The following is a 16,468-nucleotide window of genomic DNA, read 5'->3' on the forward strand; positions in this document are numbered from 1 at the left end:
CATGCTCTATTCGCTTGTTATCGCCTCGCTGACTTTCTGAGCCAGTTCACGCGTGGAAAAGGGCTTCTGGATAAAATTCACGCCCTCATCCAACACACCGCGATGGGCGATCACATTGGCGGTGTAGCCGGACATGAAGAGGTATTTGATGTCGGGGTAAAGCTTTTTAAGGCGTTCGGCCAGTTCCCGTCCGTTCAGCTCGGGCATAGCCACATCGGTGACGACCAACTCGATATCGCCGGTGTGCGCCTCGGCCAACTGCAGCGCTTTCTTGGGACTGTCCGCCGGGAGAACCGAATAACCGAGGGTTTTCAGCATTTTTTCAGCCAGCGTCAAAATCAGCGGTTCGTCCTCTACGATGAGCACTACTTCCCCGCTGCCGCGGGGAATCGTCTCAGCTTCCCGTTTTATATCCTCAACTGCCTCTCCCATATAGCTCGGCAGGTAGATCCGAAACGTGGTCCCTTGGCCCGGTTCACTGTAAACGTTGATAAAACCGTTGTTCTGTTTGACGATCCCGTAGACCGTGGAGAGCCCCAATCCGGTGCCTTGCCGAGACCCTTTGGTGGTGAAAAACGGTTCGAAAATTTTGTCCTGGGTCTCCTTGTCCATGCCGCAGCCGTCGTCGCTGACCGCCAGCATGATATACTCCCCGGGAAGAAATCCCCGGTGCTGCCTGCAATACGCTTCGTCCAGGATCTGCGTGCCCGTTTCGATGACGATTTTGCCCACATTCTCGATTGCATCACGGGCGTTTACACAAAGATTGGTCAGCAACTGGTCGACCTGGGAGGCGTCCAGCTTGACGGGCAAGAGATTTCCTTCCGACTGCCAGATCAGATCGATATCTTCTCCCAGAAGGCGGCGCAGCATTTTCAGCATACCCTCCAGGGTCTTGTTCAGATCGAGCACTTTGGGGGTGACGGTCTGCTTACGGGCGAAGGCCAAAAGCTGCCGGGTGAGATCGGCCGAACGGCTGGCTGCCTTGCGGATTTCCTTCAGGCTCCTGAAAAGCGGTTGGGTCTCGTCCAGTTTTGCCAACTCCAGCTCGGTATAGCCGAGGATCACACTGAGCATGTTGTTGAAGTCATGGGCCACCCCTCCGGCCAATCGGCCCACGGATTCCATCTTCTGAGCCTGCAGGAGCTGCGCTTCGGTCTGTTTCACCTGGGTGACATCCCGGAGAAAGACGACGATTCCGGCGCGGTTGCCCGTATCGTCGTCGTAACAGGAAGAACTGAGCAGGACATCCAGTATGCGGCCGTCCTTGGTAGACCGGCGAGTTTCCATGCTGAAAACGGGCTCGCCACCGAGCACCTGTCTGATGCCGGCTGTCGATCTTTCCCTTTCTTCTTCGGGAACGAAGGGGATGCGCCGACCCTTGACGTCTTGCATGGTAAACCCGAAGGTACTTGTAAACGCCGGGTTGACATAAATCGCCTGGCCGTCGAGGTTGTATATCACCAGAGGCATGGGAACGGATTTAAGCAGGGATTCGTATAGCCGCGTCCGTTTCAGGGATTCCTGGTAAAGCGACTGATATCTCACGCGGGAGCGCTGCAGCCTTGTTTCGGCTTTTTTTCGGTCGGTGGTGTCGCGGCCGATCCCCAGCACCCCTATGAGTCGGCCGTCGCTGCGGTACATGGGAGTCTTGATGGTTTCGAGAATTTCGCGATGGCCATCGCTGGCGAAAATAAACTCGCTTTCATTCCGGATCGGGCCTCCTTTTTCAAGGACCTGCCGATCCTCCTTGCGATAAAGTTCAGCTTTTTTTTTACTGAGAAAGTCGTAATCTGTTTTGCCGACGATGTCCTTTTCCCTGGCCCCGAAATGCGCTTCGAAGCGCGGGTTGCAGGAAAGATAGACGCTCTGGGGATCTTTCAACCAGATCAGGTCGGGAAGGGTCCGGATCAAGGTCTGCAGGCGAGCCTCGCTCTCTTTCAGGGCCTCTTCCGTCTGCTTGAGGTCGGCGATGAACCGGACCTGTTGAATGTTCTGATAGGCGATGGCAGACAACTGGTTGGCCAGGGTGAAGAGCATCCGGGCAATATTTGTGAACGTCTCGACGGACATGGACGGCACCTCCCGGAAAGCCTCGATCACGGTCGCCTCGTCGATCTCGATCTCACGCGCGTACCTGCGCATATTCTCCTCGGTTTGTGTTTCGTCGCGAACCTGCCCGATGAGCCAGTTGGCAATGTGTCTTCCGCTGATCGAGATGCCGGCACCCGCATCCCAGAGACCGCCGCTCATGCAGGGCTGGATGATCGGTCCGTCGGAACTCAGCTTGCCGAGAGCCGCATCGGATTTGCAGCAGTTGGCAAACCCCTTGTCCGTTTTGCGAATAATTTTTTCGCATAGCCTGCAAAAATTGCTCGGCCGAGTGATCGGGCTGCCATCCACCCGGGTGATAATCGAAGCTACGCCGGTGGCCCTGGCAAATTCATCCTGGAGGCGCTGGATATCCTCCATATCGAACAGGTCTTCCAGTTCGAGCCCCTCGGCATTGTCACGGGGCTGGGTCAGCGCAAGGATCCGCCGATTCAGGGCCTTTTCTGTGCGATCTTTTTCGGCCAGGGAGTTCTCCAGTTCCCGGACCTGTTGGAGCAAAGCTTCGTACGTTGGTTTTCCGGCCATGATGATTCGGTCTCCTCCAGGTGCGCTATACCTGATATTATTGGAAACTGATCGTAAACAGAGCGTCGAGAACTGCCAGGATGTGCATGAGGACTGCAACGTCAGGAAAGTGCATTAGTGTAAAAAGTTAAGATGAAAAGCCATTTGTGTCAACACGTCCGGCTTGATCTCCTTTTTTCTTGGCAACCCGAACGACAACCGGTAAGATTGCCGGAAAAAGGGGCCAGGCCGCCGATGCCGGATGTTGGCTACCCCCATTTTTTGACTTTTAATCCCCCAGCTTCGCTAATATATCGTAAATGCCATACCTTAAGACCAGCCGCAGACGTTTTCTCAAAACGGTGGGTAACAGCGCCGTTGCATTTCCTTTTCTTCTGAATGCAGGCTTGCTTTCGGGGTGCGGCAAGCGGTCATCGCGTACCGGCGTCATGGTCCGACACCCTGTCTATCTCCTCAAAAATGGATCGGTTTTTCTGAACGGAAGCTTCGAAAAAGCGGACCTGGTCGTAGAAAACGGCCTCATTACAAAGATTGGAAAGGAGAAGGGTGGTTCCGGGGTTGCGGACGCCAAGGTCATCGACTGTTCGCGTTTTTTCATATCGCCGGGATGGATTGACTTTCACTGCCACCTGGGCGGCATCGGCGTCGATTTCGATCTTTTGGGCCCCGAAATGGGCATTACGGCGATGGTGGAAGCGGGAACATATGGTCCCGAAACATTTGACGCGTTCATGAACCGGTTCTGCAAGCACGCCAAGATCCCGGTTTATGTTTTTCTCAATGTCAGGAAAAACGGCATCCAAATTAAAAACATTTTCTTTAAAAGCAAGCCCGGCATAGAGGATGTCGATGGCGCACGTCGTCTCATCGATCAACATCCAGATGTCATCAAGGGATTGAAAGTACGTCTGGATTCAATGAACGCGCCGGACGAGAATCCGGCTTATCTGGCGGATGTGACGGCGAAACTGGGGAGAGAACGGCAACTGCCGGTGATGTACCATCTTGGCAATCCGAAACCGTCGATCACCGATTTTCTGAAAATGTCCAAACCCGGAGACATCATCACCCATTGTTTCAGAAAAAGTAATAATTCCGTTGTCGATGCCTCCGGAAATATGAGGGGCGAAGCCCTTCACGCAAAAGCCGAAGGAATCCTTTTCGATGTCGGTCATGGCGTGGGAAGTTTTGAATTCGACTCCGCAAAAAGGGCGTTCGACCGGGATTTCATGGATTTCACGATCAGTTCGGACTTGTGGCTGCTGCCCTCCTGGTTCAAAAGCCGAACCTTGGCCAATGTCGCTTCGAAATTTTTCGCCCTGGGATTGAGCCTCGAAGAGGTGACCTCGCGAATTTCCTCCCGGCCAAGGCGGCTGCTGACGGTAGAATCTGAAATACAAATCGGAAGGCCCATGGATTTGACGATTTTTTCCATTGCCGACGGCACGTTTGAATACGTCGATACCGGTGGCCATGCATTGACCTGCGGCAGACGAATCCTTCCTGAATATACCATCGTCGGGGGCAATCTGATCCGGGCGGGGGATCGTGACAGAAGGTTGTTTATGTCCTGATTTTAAGACTCAAGGAAACATCGTGATGACGACGTTTCCCTTTTTGCGGCCGGTATCGACGTAGCGGTGCGCATCGACGATCTGTTCCAGGGGGTATTGCCGGTCGATCACCGGCTTGAATTCTCCAGCCTCGGCCAACCCCGCGAGGAAATGCAGATCTTCTCCGCTCCCGCTTGCCGCGCCGGCAATGATTCGCCGACTACCGGTCATAGCCGCCCTTGGGATCTGAAGCATGTCCGGTAATCCGCCTACAATCAGAAGCAGGCGGCCGCCTTCCTTCAGTGAACCCCTGCTCCGGGAGAAACCGGCCGTACCGGCAGTATCGACGATAACGTCATAGGTGTCATCCGTTTTCGTGAAATCCTCCCGAGTATAGTCGATTATCCGTTCGACGCCCAGAGATTTCACCAGCGCCACGTTGGCGGTGCTGCACACCCCGGTTACCTCTGTACCGAAATGCCTGGCAAGCTGCACCGCAGCGATGCCCACGCTGCCGGAAGCGCCGTTTACCAGCACTTTTTCTCCACGTTTCAGCGATGCTTTTTTCAAAAAATACAAGGCGGCCGTCCCGCCAAAGGGGATCGCCGCAGCTTGGTCCCAGGTCAGGTTGGATGGCTTGGCAGCGATGGCCTGGTCCGCCCGCATACATTTGTATTGAGCATGGGCCGCCATTTCAGCGCCGCATAGGGCGAACACGGCATCGTCCGGTTTGAATCGATTCACGTCTTTTCCAATCGCTTCGATCCTGCCGGCCAATTCCATGCCGAGAATTTTCCTCCTCGGCCGCATCAGTCCGAAAGCCAGGCGCGATATGAGCCGAAACCCGGCCGGCACGTCCATGCTGCGCAACCGCCGATCCCCGGATGTCACTGTCGTCGCCTTCACCTTGATGAGAACCTCGTTGCCCTTGGGTACCGGTATGGCAACTTCCTTGATTTCGAGAACATCCGGCGGACCGTATCTTTCGTAGACAACTGCTTTCATATTTCGCCTGCTACTCCAGGGAGAGAATGTCTTTTCCAAACAACTTCGCACAATCCCGGTCAGCATATCGACTTGTCAGGATTGCAGCCTGATCGGGCAACAATACCAAAACAACCGTGTTGTGCAATTGTTTTTAGGTGATCGGCTTGCGCCTTTGTGTCAATGCCGAATCATGACCTGGTCCCAAGCGGTTCCGTTTTATGGACTAGATCCATTCTACGTCGCTATCCGTCATTTCTCCGCCCGCATGCCCGGTGTTGACTGTCTTAGCAGGTTCGATGAGAAGGATTTTGCACTCGCTTTGGCTGGCAGGTTTGTGTTCGACGCCTTTGGAGATGACGACCATTTCTCCCTTTTCAAGATGCAGGGTTTTGTTCCGAAGATGAATTTGCAGGCTGCCGTCGATGAACATGAAGACTTCATCGGTCTCCGGATGCTTGTGCCAGATGAATTCTCTTTTCATACGCACCAGCTTAAAATCGACCTCGTTCATTCGGGCGATGCGTTTATACTTGTGAAGCTCGTCGATTTTGCTGAGTTTGTCCTTGATGTTGACCACCGAGATACTCACGTTACGCCTCCTATTGTTTTCATGCGTTTGCTTTCTTGCCCAACACGCCCGTAGCGACGGCCACGCCCTGCCCATTGAGAGGCAGCCGGCCGACGATGACGCTGACGAAACCGGCTGAAACCAGAAGACTGTCGATCCGTTCCGAGTCGACCTGCCGGTTGTAAAAGTTTTCGGAAGCGATCCCCAACACCAGCCGGCCGCCCGGTCGCAGGCTGTGTCGCAGGTTTGCCAGGAACCGAACCGGATTGTCCCGCAGGAAACCACCCACAGCCCAGAGAATGGCGTCGATACAGGCATCTTTTTTACGCCGCAATTTTCGTCCCCAACCGGCACCGGAGGCCGTCGAGATTGTCCGGATAAGGGCACCTCTGGCGGATAACGCCTCTTCCACAAAGGCACGCTCGCCATCCAGGCACGCCACCGCATCGCCTGCGCCAATGCCGGCAATGTTGAGGATGCGATTGTAAAAGTCGCTGGTGCGGACCGCCGGGAGGCAAGGGCCCTGCGTTCCGGAAGTTTTGTCGCGGTCCGGGTCAATGGCTGCAGGATTCATGATGATATTCCTTTCCTTTCATTTGGCGCTCGCTAATTCAGCTGCCCGATGGCCAGGCCGGCAGCGATGGATGCCACAACCCAGAACAGGGCTTTGATCGAAACGGGCCCCACATGCTGATAAGACCGGATGATAGGAACCGGCGTGCATTTTTCGCAGGACATTTGCAGGGAATGCTCCGGTCGGAAGAGGTCGGCTATCATTGATAGCTTTCTGGTGCCCATGATGGTCCTCCTTGTCCTGGCTTTACTCGGGTCGATGATGGGAACGTAAAGCGGAGGCAGGCAAAAATCCAATCGTAAGAATGGATAAGGGCCTTCACAAAAGCTGATTGACAGGGACTTCTCCGATCGCTAAAGTCCAATTTCTTTCCCCACCCGAGCGATGTCGATTGCCATGGAACTCTATCAGTTGAAAACATTCGTTACCGTAGCCGAAGAGGGTCACTTGGCCTGTGCGGCCCAGCGGTTGAACACAAGCCAGCCGGCTGTCAGCGCCCACATCAATAACCTGGAGGAGGAGCTGGGTTTGAGTCTGTTTACGCGCACGCCCAAGGGCATGCGCCTGGCCGAGGAAGGCGCCGTAGTGAAAGCCCAGGCCGTCGAGGCGCTCTCCATGATCGACACCATTCGCGATCAGGCGGGGGCGCTCAAGGAGGAGATCTCCGGCACGCTGCGGTTGGGGCTGCACATCGATCCGCGCTACCTGCGCATCGACCGGCTGCTTTCCCACCTGCAGCGCACCCATAGCCGTCTGGATATCCACCTGCTCCAGCGCTGGACCTGGCAGCAGTTCGACGACCTTGCCAGGGGCCGCATCGATGCCGGATTCGTTTACAGAGATCCGCCGCACAAAAAGATCGCGGCCCTTTTGCTCAAGCGCTGCAACATCCGCGTGGTAGGGCTGGCCGCCTGGGAGGATCGCCTGCGCGGTGCCGACTGGTCGCAGATGTCAGCCATGCCGTGGGTTTGGACGCCGCCCAACTGCGCCTTCTGCGCCATTGCCGAAGAGGCCTTCGCGAAGCACAACCTCAAACCGGTCAAGGTGACCATTGCCGACCAGGAGCCGGTGGTGGCCGTTCTTGTGGCTTCGGGTATCGGCCTTGCCATCATGATCGAAGAGGAAGCCCTGTATTACCGGGATGCCGGGAAGATGGCCGTCTGGGATGAGGTGGTCGGCAGCATCGATTTGAACTTCGTTTACAACCGCAAGCGGGAAAAAGAGGCCATGGTCTGTGCGGCCATCGAAAGCGTCCGGAAGGTCTGGGAAAACTGATTTATCCGATTGAGGATGTTTAGGGAGTGCTTTTTTTCACGATAATTTTTCTTACGGATGAGCAGCTTTTTTCGCTGATACCCCCTTCTTCGGCGGCAGATAGAAAGTCTTGCCAGGCCTCGGAGGAATCCTTTTTCAAAGCCGCTTCCAGTGCCGGAATCCATTCCGGCGGTTGTGCAGCATTGTTTCTGTTTGCCTCCCCCACCAGATACGGGAAGGTATGATACGGTGCTTTTTCGGTGATTTGATAGGTAACCTGATATACGTGTTCCTCATCGCTTTCCGATAGAATATTCAGCCTGTATTCCACCTGGCCGCCTGATCTGCTTTTGGTAAGCCAGCCATTGTACCGGCCTACGCCTTTGTAAGCGGCAACGATGTCAGGTCCGTCGATTTCCTTCATGATCAAGGCGACAACCTTTCCCATTTCCTCTTCGCCTCTTTCAGCGCAGCAGGTGATCTCTTCGGGTGTGGATTCGTAGGCGAGCATCATCAATTCTGAAAATCGGACAGCGCCCCCATACATGGCTTTGGTCGCGGCAATCCCTTCCGCCGTGGTGATCATTTCAGGCTCTCCGATATCCGAAACGGCAAATACGTCCTCAAACGCGTCATTTTTATTGGCAAGCAGGCTGATTCGGATATCATCGGCCGCGGCCAGATGAAGGAGGTATCGGCCATCTGAATCTTTAAAGAGGAACACATGCTCAAACGCTGCAGGGGGCAGGATGACATCGATTCCGTTCCAGGTGAATACCCAGAAATTGTTATCATGGGATACTTCGGGCCTTTCGGTAAAGGTGACATTTAGAAAGTCCGCTGAAAGGTGTTCCTGCATAAAGGTTTCGCAAGGAATTCCATCGCGGAATGTATAATGGGTTTTGCATTGGGAATGCAGCTCCGTTGAATTTGAACAGGAAACGCATAGCGTGAGAAGAAGACAGGAGATGAGAATGATGCCTTTGTTCATCGATGTCACCTTAACGGTTTTATGATACGGATATATCCTTTGCGTAACCCGGTTGGGCATCGACGGTCAAGGCCCTTCCAAAAATCCAAATGCGGTAACCCTGTTGAAACGGCGCATCGACCTTGATCCGCAACCTTCGATCTGATATTCCATTTCGATTCGGAAGGCGAAGCCAAAAACCATGAATCGAAACGACAATATCGACGCCGGCGAAATCGCCCGTTTTTCGGCCATGGCCGACATCTGGTGGGATCGCAACGGCGAGTTCAAAGCACTGCACGACATCAATCCCGTGCGCCTGGCCTATGTGTGCGATCGCGTCGATCTCAACGGCAAACAGGTGCTGGACGTGGGCTGCGGCGGCGGGCTGCTTTCCGAGGGCCTGGCCGCCGCCGGAGGCCGGGTGACCGGCATCGACATGGTCGAGGCTTCCCTGATGCTGGCCCGGGCGCATACGCGGGCAGGCGGTCTACCTATCGACTACCGGCAGACCACGGCTGAAAGTTTGGCGGAAGAAGAGCCGGGCCGCTACGATGTGGTCGTCTGCATGGAACTGATAGAACATGTGCCCCGGCCGGCATCCATTCTCGACGCCTGCGGCCGGCTGGTAAAATCCGGCGGGGACGTTTTTTTCGCGACGGTCAACCGAACCTGGCTTTCCTGGCTGCTGGTGATCGTGGCTGCCGAGCATGTCATGGGCATTGTGAGAAAAGGCACCCATGCATACAGAAAATTGGTCAGGCCAGAAGAGTTGAAACAATGGGGACAGGCGGCCGGTTTGCATTTCGAAAATATTTCCGGGCTGCGCTATATCCCTTTGGGAGGATATGCGGCGCTGTGCCGCAGCACGATGATGAATTATCTGATGCATTTCAAAAAAAGGACAACACCGTAAAAAATCCAAATCAACCGGAAGGGACGGAAATGGCTTTTTGGCAAAACCCGAACTGGTTCGACGATAAAAAACGCAAAGAACAGTTGGACGATCACATTCGCGCCACCGGCAAGGCCCGTTTCGGCATCCGCGAGTTCGACGAAGAGAAGAAAGCTGACGCCGTGAGGGTGCATTTCGATCGGGTGGCACCCAAATACGACTTTATGAACTCCCTTCTCAGTTTCGGCATTCAACATGCCTGGAAACGGTCGGCCGTACGCATGCTCGGCGTAAAAAAGGGAGACAGGGTGCTGGATGTGTGCGGCGGCACCGGCGACCTGGCAATGCTGGCTGCCCGGCGCACCGGATCCGTCGGCCAGGTGACCATTTACGACATCAACTACGCCATGATCGCGGCCGGCCGCCACAAGATCGATCCCCGGCCGGCATACCGCCACATCGGCTACGTCCAAGGGGATGCCGAGCGGATCGCCTTTCCCGACAACAGCTTCGACTGTGCCATGGTGGGCTTCGGTATTCGCAATTTGACCCATCTGAAACAGGGTTTTTCCGAGATGGTCCGGGTACTCAAGCCCGGTGGGCGCTTTCTCTGCCTGGAGTTCTCACGACCCACAAATCCATTGTTTCGCGGCCTGTACGACTTTTACTCCTTCAACATCATGCCGGCGCTGGGGCAGCTGCTGGTGGGTTCGGCCGAATCCTACGCCTGTTTGCCGGAAACCATCCGCATGTTTCCCTTACCCGACGAACTGGCAGACATGCTGACCGGCTTGGGGCTGCGCGACGTGCGCTGGAAATCGATGACCAATGGGATCAGTGTGGCCCACGTGGGGGTGAAATGAGTTGGCTGCTTTTACTTCAGCCACTTGTCGATAATTTCTTGTAGGGTTCCCGCAAGGGTTTCTTTTTCGATGGCTCTGTTGAAGGCCTCAACGATTTTCGGATCTACGGATTTTTTGCTGAACACAAAGTAAATCCGATCCGAGTAAATCGTCATGGGATGTATTTCCACCTTTTGGGTGTCGCCCAGGGACCGCAAGGTGGCTGCGGCGACATACGTATCTGAGAGAACCCCGTCGATTCGTTTGAGAATCAGTTTTCTGAAATTGGCGTCGCCGGCCTCGATTTCTTCGATATGCTCCAGAAAGCGTGCCTTGCCTTTGAGCGATTCATACAAGGGCCCATAATAGTAGCTGGCCTGAACGCCTATAACAAAAGGCGATTCGATCAGGTCGGCCAATGATGTCAGCTGCATGGCCCCGGTTTCTCCCCTGCGGACATACAACCGCACGGTTTCCAATCGGTAGGGTCTGGAGTAGAAAAGGAATTTTGCGCGCTTGGCTGTATAGGAAATCCCGGCGGCAACCTGGACGCTGCCCCGCTTCAGGTGCTCCATGTGGCGCTCCCAGGGCAGTTTTCGGAATTTCATGCGGTAGCCCGCACTGGCCGCAACGGCCTCGAGGAGTTCGACATCGAGCCCCGTGAGACGGTTGTCCGCGTTCAGGTACTGATAAGGCGGCCACGGCTCCCATGCGGTGGTGAGGGTCGGAAAATCCTGCGCCGCTGCCCCCATGGCCGGTAGAAGCACAAGCCCAACGGCAAACGCTGCTGCCAGGCGTTTTTTCCCCTGTATAAGAAGCCTGGCAAAAAAATGGATTGGCGATTTTTTTGTCATCGTGATTTCGACCGAATGTGTCCACTTTATGAACGGTCACCAACTAATACAGCACAGCGAGCGCTGTATGGCAACCTTTGACGGATGCGTAAAAAGACCAATATCTGTTATAGAATCAGAAGGCGCACCACAACGACCGCAAGTATGCTCAAGGGAAAGTGGCTGGCCCTGTTGAACAGATTCATGGCCTGGATGCGGTCGCTGGCATCCACCAACCGCATGGCGGGCAGCAGCAAAAGCCAGATGCCCAGGCCGGCGACGGCCAGCAGGTGGATCGTGCCGGAAACCAGCGGTGATACCCACAGGAGCAGAAAGGTCAGGAAAAAGGCCGCCACCAGGCAGGCCAGGGCCAACAGACCGGCCCGCTTGAGCCCCAGTTTTACGGGAATGGTTTTCGCATTGAACCGGCGGTCTTCTTCGATGTCGGTCCAGTCGGCGGGGATGTTCTGGCCGCCGATCTCCCAGAAAAAGATCCAGAGGAAAAGGATGATGATAAAAGCAATGGAGGGTTGCGGATCGACAGCGTACACGGCGGCGATGGAACCCAGGGTCTTGACGATGCCGTTGACCAGCGCCCTGAAGGGCGTCACCCGCCACAGCAGGCAGTAGACAACTTCCAGCAGACCGCCGACTAGGAAGATGGCAAGGCACACCGGATTGAGCAGCCAGGCGCCGATCATGGCCACCAGAGACCACCCCCCGGCCCACAGAAGGCCCTCAGGCAGGCTCAGCACGCCCTTGGCCAGCGGGTGGCGCACCAGTACCCCGTCGAGATAGTCTTCGCCGTCTTCGTACCCCCCGGTACGGACCTTTTCCCTGTCCGTGTGATAGTCAACCAGATCATTGAGGGCGTAAACGGCCGTGTAGCCGGCAAAAACGGTGATCATCCCCAGCAGGATCGTGGTCGGCGAGGGAAAATGTCCCAGGCATAAAAGGGCGGCCAGCATTGGCGTGGCGATATCGATTACCCCGTGGGGCGTGCGGGACAGCGCGAGAAAGAGTTTTAGACGCGGATGGGTCAGGATGGTTTGTAAGGTCATGAGATCGGTGTTGCCGGCATAAAGGGGCCGTTGTCTTGGGGGTTGATGGTTTGGTACGATTAGGATCGTTGCAACTTGTCAGAATCGCGGCAATTTGTCAATTTATAGCAGGATGCTGTCTTTGGCGCCTTGGATTGGACTCCGGCCTGCACGTAAACTTAGCAGAGAAAAAAACGTTTCAGCTTGACAAGCGATAGCATCAGCCTTACCTCTTTTTGAAAATTGATTCATGTGGAGTGGCGTGAGGGAACTGGCCCGTTGACCGCCCGGCAACCTGACCACAAGGTGCCAAATCCAGCCCATCCCTTTGGGAAACATGAGGTCGTGCAGCGGCAACCGGCCGAGAATCCTCTCTCCCTTACAAGGTGAGAGGTTTTTTATTTTGCTGCCGGCCAACGATGAAAGGAGTACAGCCATGAATGATAAATATAACGGTTTTGCAACCAAAGCCGTCCACTGGGGACACACCCCGGACCAGGACACCCGGTCCCGAGCCGTACCGCTTTACCAGACCACCTCTTACACCTTCGACAATACCACCCACGCGGCCGATCTGTTCGGCTTGCGACAATCCGGCAACATCTATACCCGCATCATGAATCCCACCACCGATGTCCTGGAGCAGCGCCTGGCCGCCCTGGAAGGCGGTGCGGCGGCCCTGGCCACGGCTTCCGGGCAGGCTGCCGAAACCCTGACCATCCTGACCCTTGCCAAGGCCGGCGATGAAATCGTGGCTTCCACGGACCTGTACGGCGGGACAGTCAGTCTCTTCAGCCATACGCTGGCCCGGCTCGGCATCACCGTGCGTTTTGTGGCCCCCAACGACATGGACGCCTGGGAGGCGGTGATTACGGATAAAACCAAAGCCTTCTTCGTCGAGAGCATCGGCAACCCCAAACTGGACATCATCGATATCGAAAAGATTGCTGCAGTCGGCAACCGCCACGGGATTCCCCTGGTGGTGGACAACACCGTCACCACGCCTTTCCTGCTCAACCCCATCGCCCACGGCGCCGCCATCGTGGTCCATTCGGCCACCAAGTTCATCGGCGGACACGGGACCTCCATCGGCGGCATCATCGTCGATTCCGGCACGTTCGACTGGAGCGGTTCGGGACGCTTTGCCGACTTCCTGGAGCCCGATCCGTCCTATCACGGACTCAAATTCCACGAGACCTTTGGAAACCTCGCCTTCATTCTGCGTGCCCGCGTACTGGGACTGCGGGACATGGGGGCGGCCATGAGCCCCTTCAACGCCTGGCTGTTTCTCCAGGGGCTGGAAACCCTGGCCCTGCGCATGCAGCGGCACAGCGAAAATGGCCTGGCCGTGGCACGGTTTCTGGAAAACCATTCCTGCGTGGCCTGGGTGCGCTATCCGGGCCTCGAATCGTCGACCACCTTCAATCTCAAAGAGAAATACCTGCCCCAGGGCCAGGGCGCCATGGTGGGATTCGGCATCCGGGGCGGGCGGCAGGCCGCCGTCAAATTCATCGAAAGCTGCAAGCTGTTCAGCCACCTGGCCAATATCGGGGATGCCAAGAGCCTGGTGATTCATCCGGCCTCCACCACCCACGAACAGCTCAGTGAGGACGAGCAGCGTGCCGCCGGGGTGACGCCGGATTTCATCCGGCTGAGCGTGGGCATCGAGGATATCGAGGATATCCTGGCCGATCTGGACCAGGCCCTGGAGACCGGCGTGGCCTGTACGTCCTGACGGCAGAGGGGAGAGGACACGGATGGAGAGACAATCGGTCGGGCAAGTCACCCCGGAAGTTTTTGTCTTCGGCAGCCGGGAAAAGCCGCTGGAACTGGAGTCGGGCTATACCCTGGGGCCTGTCGAGATCGCCTACGAGACCTACGGCCAGCCCAACGAGGATCGCAGCAACGCCATTCTGATCTGCCACGCCCTTTCCGGCGACCACCACGCCGCCGGCGTTCACAGCCCCCATGACCGCTACACGGGTTGGTGGGACGGCATGATCGGGCCGGGCAAGGCCTTCGATACCGAACGCTTCTGGGTGATTTGCTCCAATATCATCGGCGGGTGCCGAGGGTCCACCGGACCGGGCAGCATCAATCCGGAAACCGGTGCGCCCTACGGCCTGGATTTTCCCGTGGTAACCATCGGTGACATGGTGGCGGCCCAGAAGCGGCTGATCGACCACCTGGGCATCACCCGGCTCTACGGTGTTGCCGGCGGCTCCATGGGGGGCTTTCAGGTGCTGGAGTGGAGCCTGCGTTATCCTGAAATGGTGCGGTCGGCCATCTGCATCGCTTCGGCGGCGCGGCTGTCCACCCAGGCGATTGCCTTCAATGCCGTGGGGCGCAGCGCCATCACCCGTGATCCGGAGTGGCAGGGCGGCAAATACAACGACAAGGGGCCGGAAAAGGGGCTGGCCATCGCCCGCATGGTGGGCCACATCACCTACCTGTCCGAACTGCTGCTGGATGAGAAGTTCGGCCGGCGCCTGCAGTCGGCCAACCGCCTCAGCTACAACTTTTCCACCGAGTTTGCCATCGAATCCTACCTGGATCACCAGGGCAGCGCCTTTACCAAGCGCTTCGACGCCAACAGCTACCTGTACATTACCAAGGCCATGGACTATTTCGACATTGCCCGCACATACGGCCCCCTGAAAGATGCCTTTGCCGATGCCCGGGCACGCTATCTGTTCGTCTCCTACTCCACGGACTGGCTGTTTCCAACGGACCAGAGCCGGGAAATCGTGCGGGCCCTGCTTTCCCGTGGCAAGGATGTCTCTTTTATCGATATCGAATCCCCCCATGGGCACGATGCCTTTTTGCTGGAAGAGGAGAAACTGACCCGCATCGTTTCCGGATTTCTCACCGGCGTGAGCGAGGAGGTGCCCCCATGACATCCCAATACGTGGACCGGCTCAGCCGCACCGACCGGGATATGATCCTGACCCTGGTACCCGAAGGGGCGCGGGTACTGGATCTGGGCTGCGGAGACTGCAGCCTGCTCAATCAACTGGTGCGTGAAAAGCAGATTCGGGGTACGGGGCTGGACATCGACGGCATGCAACTGTTCAACGGCCTGGCCTCCGGCTTGAACGTCTACCAGGGCAACCTGGACGACGGCCTGTCCGATTTTCCCGACCAGTCCTACGACTACGTAATTCTCAACCAGACCCTGCAGGTGGTCAAGCATCCCATGCTGGTTCTCGAAGAGGTCCTGCGAATCGGGCGCTATGGCATTCTGGGATTTCCCAATTTCGCCCAGTGGCAGCTTCGCCGGGGTTTGTTCTTCGGCGGTCGGGCGCCCAAGTCGCCGGCCCTGCCCTTCGAATGGTACGACACCCCCAATATCCGGGTGCTCTCCATCCAGGATTTCTTCGATTATTGCCGAAGAGAGAAGATTGCCATCGTTCACCAGCGCTACCTCATGGGCGGTCGCTGGGTGAAGCGGCTTTACTGGAAGCGGGCCGTCAACCTGCTGGCCCATATCGGGCTGTTCGTGATCACGCGCAGCGGCAGCGATGCATCGACAGCCCCATGAAGAATGCCCCATACCTTTGAATCCACGGTCAATGCCACGTGATTCCTTGAATTGTTAATTGAATCCCTCTAAAAAAGATTCAATTTTCTCCTACCCGTTTCGTTGTTCGGCGGAAACCCGGCCGCTGACGTGAAACACCCTTTCCAGACGGCGGGACAGCAGGGAGACGCTGAAGGTCATGACGAAATAGATGACGGCTACGGCGGTATAGATTTCAAAGGGCCGGAAAGTTCTCGAATAGACCATCTGGCCGCAGCGGGTCAGTTCGTTGATGGCCAGCACGGAAACCAGGGAGGTCTCCTTGAGCTGGGCGGAAAAGGCGTTCATCAGCGGTGGGATGGCCACGCGCATGGCCTGGGGGAGAATCACGTGAACCATGGCCTGAACCGGTGACAGTCCTAAGGAGAGCGCAGCTTCGCGCTGCCCGCTTTCGACACTGTACAGTGCGCCCCGGACGATCTCCGAAATGTAAGCGCCCCCGCACAACCCAACCCCCACGTAGGCGGCAACCAGGTTGTCCATGGTGATGCCTGCCACGGGCAGGGCGTAGTAGATGAAAAAGAGCTGAATCAGAAGCGGCGTCCCCCGGAAGACCTCAACATAGGGGGTGAACAGCCACCTGCGCAGACCGGGGCGGGAACGGGCGATCCCCACGACGGCCCCAATGACAAGGGCCAGGATAAAGGAGATCGCCGTTATTTTAAGCGTAATGGCCGCACCGGCAAGCAGTTCCCGGTGGTTGTCGAAGATGATCGACAATTGGAAATCGTTCAT

General features: G+C 56.4%; 16 protein-coding genes and 1 riboswitch. Of the genes, 7 read left to right on the plus strand and 9 right to left on the minus strand.

Annotated features, from left to right (window positions below; genetic code table 11):
* Nucleotides 1-6: 6 nt before the first annotated feature.
* Nucleotides 7-2,637: a PocR ligand-binding domain-containing protein gene (locus GN111_RS23035; protein WP_155306008.1), complete on the minus strand. Its 2,631-nt coding sequence runs from the start codon at nt 2,635-2,637 to the stop codon at nt 7-9.
* 299 nt (nt 2,638-2,936) lie between these two features.
* On the opposite strand from GN111_RS23035, the gene GN111_RS23040 reads away from it, so the two are divergent.
* Nucleotides 2,937-4,211: an amidohydrolase family protein gene (locus GN111_RS23040; RefSeq protein WP_155306009.1), complete on the plus strand. Its 1,275-nt coding sequence runs from the start codon at nt 2,937-2,939 to the stop codon at nt 4,209-4,211.
* Nucleotides 4,212-4,220: 9 nt separating this feature from the next.
* Here the strand turns inward: GN111_RS23040 and GN111_RS23045 are convergent, their stop codons facing one another.
* The 4 genes from GN111_RS23045 to GN111_RS23060 all read right to left on the minus strand — a co-directional run bounded on the left by GN111_RS23045 (nt 4,221) and on the right by GN111_RS23060 (nt 6,543).
* Complete coding sequence (locus tag GN111_RS23045) at nt 4,221-5,195, minus strand: NAD(P)-dependent alcohol dehydrogenase (RefSeq protein WP_155306010.1); 975 nt, start codon at nt 5,193-5,195, stop codon at nt 4,221-4,223.
* A gap of 205 nt (nt 5,196-5,400) precedes the next feature.
* On the minus strand, nt 5,401-5,766 hold the full coding sequence (locus tag GN111_RS23050; RefSeq protein WP_197740405.1) for a cupin domain-containing protein: 366 nt from the start codon (nt 5,764-5,766) through the stop codon (nt 5,401-5,403).
* Between the two features lie 19 nt (nt 5,767-5,785).
* Entirely contained in the window at nt 5,786-6,319 is a 534-nt protein-coding gene (locus GN111_RS23055; protein ID WP_155306012.1) for a hypothetical protein, read from the minus strand.
* A 32-nt stretch (nt 6,320-6,351) separates the two neighbouring features.
* A complete protein-coding gene (locus GN111_RS23060) occupies nt 6,352-6,543 on the minus strand; it encodes a hypothetical protein (RefSeq protein WP_155306013.1) in 192 nt (63 codons plus the stop codon).
* Between the two features lie 172 nt (nt 6,544-6,715).
* On the opposite strand from GN111_RS23060, the gene GN111_RS23065 reads away from it, so the two are divergent.
* Complete coding sequence (locus tag GN111_RS23065) at nt 6,716-7,594, plus strand: LysR family transcriptional regulator (RefSeq protein ID WP_170302421.1); 879 nt, start codon at nt 6,716-6,718, stop codon at nt 7,592-7,594.
* 19 nt (nt 7,595-7,613) lie between these two features.
* Here GN111_RS23065 and GN111_RS23070 read toward each other — a convergent pair whose 3' ends face one another.
* Nucleotides 7,614-8,432 (minus strand): hypothetical protein, encoded by an 819-nt coding sequence (locus tag GN111_RS23070; protein ID WP_155306015.1) that lies wholly within the window; start codon nt 8,430-8,432, stop codon nt 7,614-7,616.
* Nucleotides 8,433-8,745: 313 nt separating this feature from the next.
* Here GN111_RS23070 and ubiG point away from each other — a divergent pair, with 313 nt between their 5' ends.
* Together ubiG and ubiE are read left to right on the plus strand one after the other, a co-directional pair.
* A complete protein-coding gene (gene ubiG / locus GN111_RS23075) occupies nt 8,746-9,459 on the plus strand; it encodes a bifunctional 2-polyprenyl-6-hydroxyphenol methylase/3-demethylubiquinol 3-O-methyltransferase UbiG (protein WP_155306016.1) in 714 nt (237 codons plus the stop codon).
* Between the two features lie 29 nt (nt 9,460-9,488).
* Nucleotides 9,489-10,301 carry a bifunctional demethylmenaquinone methyltransferase/2-methoxy-6-polyprenyl-1,4-benzoquinol methylase UbiE gene (gene ubiE / locus GN111_RS23080; RefSeq protein WP_155306017.1) on the plus strand — a complete coding sequence of 271 codons (813 nt, stop codon included), beginning with the start codon at nt 9,489-9,491 and terminating at the stop codon, nt 10,299-10,301.
* Nucleotides 10,302-10,312: 11 nt separating this feature from the next.
* On the opposite strand, the gene GN111_RS23085 is transcribed toward ubiE, so the two are convergent.
* Nucleotides 10,313-11,134, minus strand: a complete 822-nt coding sequence (locus GN111_RS23085) for a substrate-binding periplasmic protein (protein WP_155306018.1) — start codon at nt 11,132-11,134, stop codon at nt 10,313-10,315.
* 107 nt (nt 11,135-11,241) lie between these two features.
* Nucleotides 11,242-12,174 carry a UbiA family prenyltransferase gene (locus GN111_RS23090; protein ID WP_155306019.1) on the minus strand — a complete coding sequence of 311 codons (933 nt, stop codon included), beginning with the start codon at nt 12,172-12,174 and terminating at the stop codon, nt 11,242-11,244.
* A gap of 224 nt (nt 12,175-12,398) precedes the next feature.
* A riboswitch (SAM riboswitch) is annotated at nt 12,399-12,497 on the plus strand.
* A gap of 92 nt (nt 12,498-12,589) precedes the next feature.
* Here GN111_RS23090 and GN111_RS23095 point away from each other — a divergent pair.
* Genes GN111_RS23095 through metW form a run of 3 tightly spaced genes read left to right on the plus strand, consistent with a single transcriptional unit; the run spans nt 12,590 to nt 15,694 of the window.
* On the plus strand, nt 12,590-13,888 hold the full coding sequence (locus tag GN111_RS23095) for an O-acetylhomoserine aminocarboxypropyltransferase/cysteine synthase family protein (RefSeq protein ID WP_155306020.1): 1,299 nt from the start codon (nt 12,590-12,592) through the stop codon (nt 13,886-13,888).
* A gap of 22 nt (nt 13,889-13,910) precedes the next feature.
* Nucleotides 13,911-15,050, plus strand: a complete 1,140-nt coding sequence (gene metX, locus GN111_RS23100; RefSeq protein WP_155306021.1) for a homoserine O-acetyltransferase MetX — start codon at nt 13,911-13,913, stop codon at nt 15,048-15,050.
* Nucleotides 15,047-15,694, plus strand: coding sequence for a methionine biosynthesis protein MetW (gene metW, locus GN111_RS23105; RefSeq protein WP_155306022.1), 648 nt, complete (start codon nt 15,047-15,049; stop codon nt 15,692-15,694). The genes metX and metW overlap by 4 nt, the downstream gene beginning before the upstream one ends.
* Before the next feature lie 90 nt (nt 15,695-15,784).
* Here metW and GN111_RS23110 read toward each other — a convergent pair whose 3' ends face one another.
* The gene (locus GN111_RS23110) at nt 15,785-16,468 is read right to left on the minus strand and encodes an amino acid ABC transporter permease (RefSeq protein WP_155306023.1); all 684 of its coding nucleotides are present in this window, start codon (nt 16,466-16,468) and stop codon (nt 15,785-15,787) included.

It is taken from the genome of Desulfosarcina widdelii, from assembly GCF_009688965.1.
In the GTDB taxonomy this organism is placed as follows: Bacteria; Desulfobacterota; Desulfobacteria; order Desulfobacterales; family Desulfosarcinaceae; genus Desulfosarcina; species Desulfosarcina widdelii.

Coding starts and splice junctions, on each gene's coding strand:
- GN111_RS23070 (WP_155306015.1), bottom strand. CDS start 8,432: ATGCAGGAACACCTTTCAGCGGACTTTCTAAATGTCACCTTTACCGAA.
- GN111_RS23065 (WP_170302421.1), top strand. CDS start 6,716: ATGGAACTCTATCAGTTGAAAACATTCGTTACCGTAGCCGAAGAGGGT.
- ubiE (WP_155306017.1), top strand. CDS start 9,489: ATGGCTTTTTGGCAAAACCCGAACTGGTTCGACGATAAAAAACGCAAA.
- metW (WP_155306022.1), top strand. CDS start 15,047: ATGACATCCCAATACGTGGACCGGCTCAGCCGCACCGACCGGGATATG.
- GN111_RS23040 (WP_155306009.1), top strand. CDS start 2,937: ATGCCATACCTTAAGACCAGCCGCAGACGTTTTCTCAAAACGGTGGGT.
- metX (WP_155306021.1), top strand. CDS start 13,911: ATGGAGAGACAATCGGTCGGGCAAGTCACCCCGGAAGTTTTTGTCTTC.
- ubiG (WP_155306016.1), top strand. CDS start 8,746: ATGAATCGAAACGACAATATCGACGCCGGCGAAATCGCCCGTTTTTCG.
- GN111_RS23095 (WP_155306020.1), top strand. CDS start 12,590: ATGAATGATAAATATAACGGTTTTGCAACCAAAGCCGTCCACTGGGGA.
- GN111_RS23045 (WP_155306010.1), bottom strand. CDS start 5,195: ATGAAAGCAGTTGTCTACGAAAGATACGGTCCGCCGGATGTTCTCGAA.
- GN111_RS23055 (WP_155306012.1), bottom strand. CDS start 6,319: ATGAATCCTGCAGCCATTGACCCGGACCGCGACAAAACTTCCGGAACG.
- GN111_RS23060 (WP_155306013.1), bottom strand. CDS start 6,543: ATGGGCACCAGAAAGCTATCAATGATAGCCGACCTCTTCCGACCGGAG.
- GN111_RS23035 (WP_155306008.1), bottom strand. CDS start 2,637: ATGGCCGGAAAACCAACGTACGAAGCTTTGCTCCAACAGGTCCGGGAA.
- GN111_RS23090 (WP_155306019.1), bottom strand. CDS start 12,174: ATGACCTTACAAACCATCCTGACCCATCCGCGTCTAAAACTCTTTCTC.
- GN111_RS23110 (WP_155306023.1), bottom strand. CDS start 16,468: ATGAACGATTTCCAATTGTCGATCATCTTCGACAACCACCGGGAACTG.
- GN111_RS23085 (WP_155306018.1), bottom strand. CDS start 11,134: ATGACAAAAAAATCGCCAATCCATTTTTTTGCCAGGCTTCTTATACAG.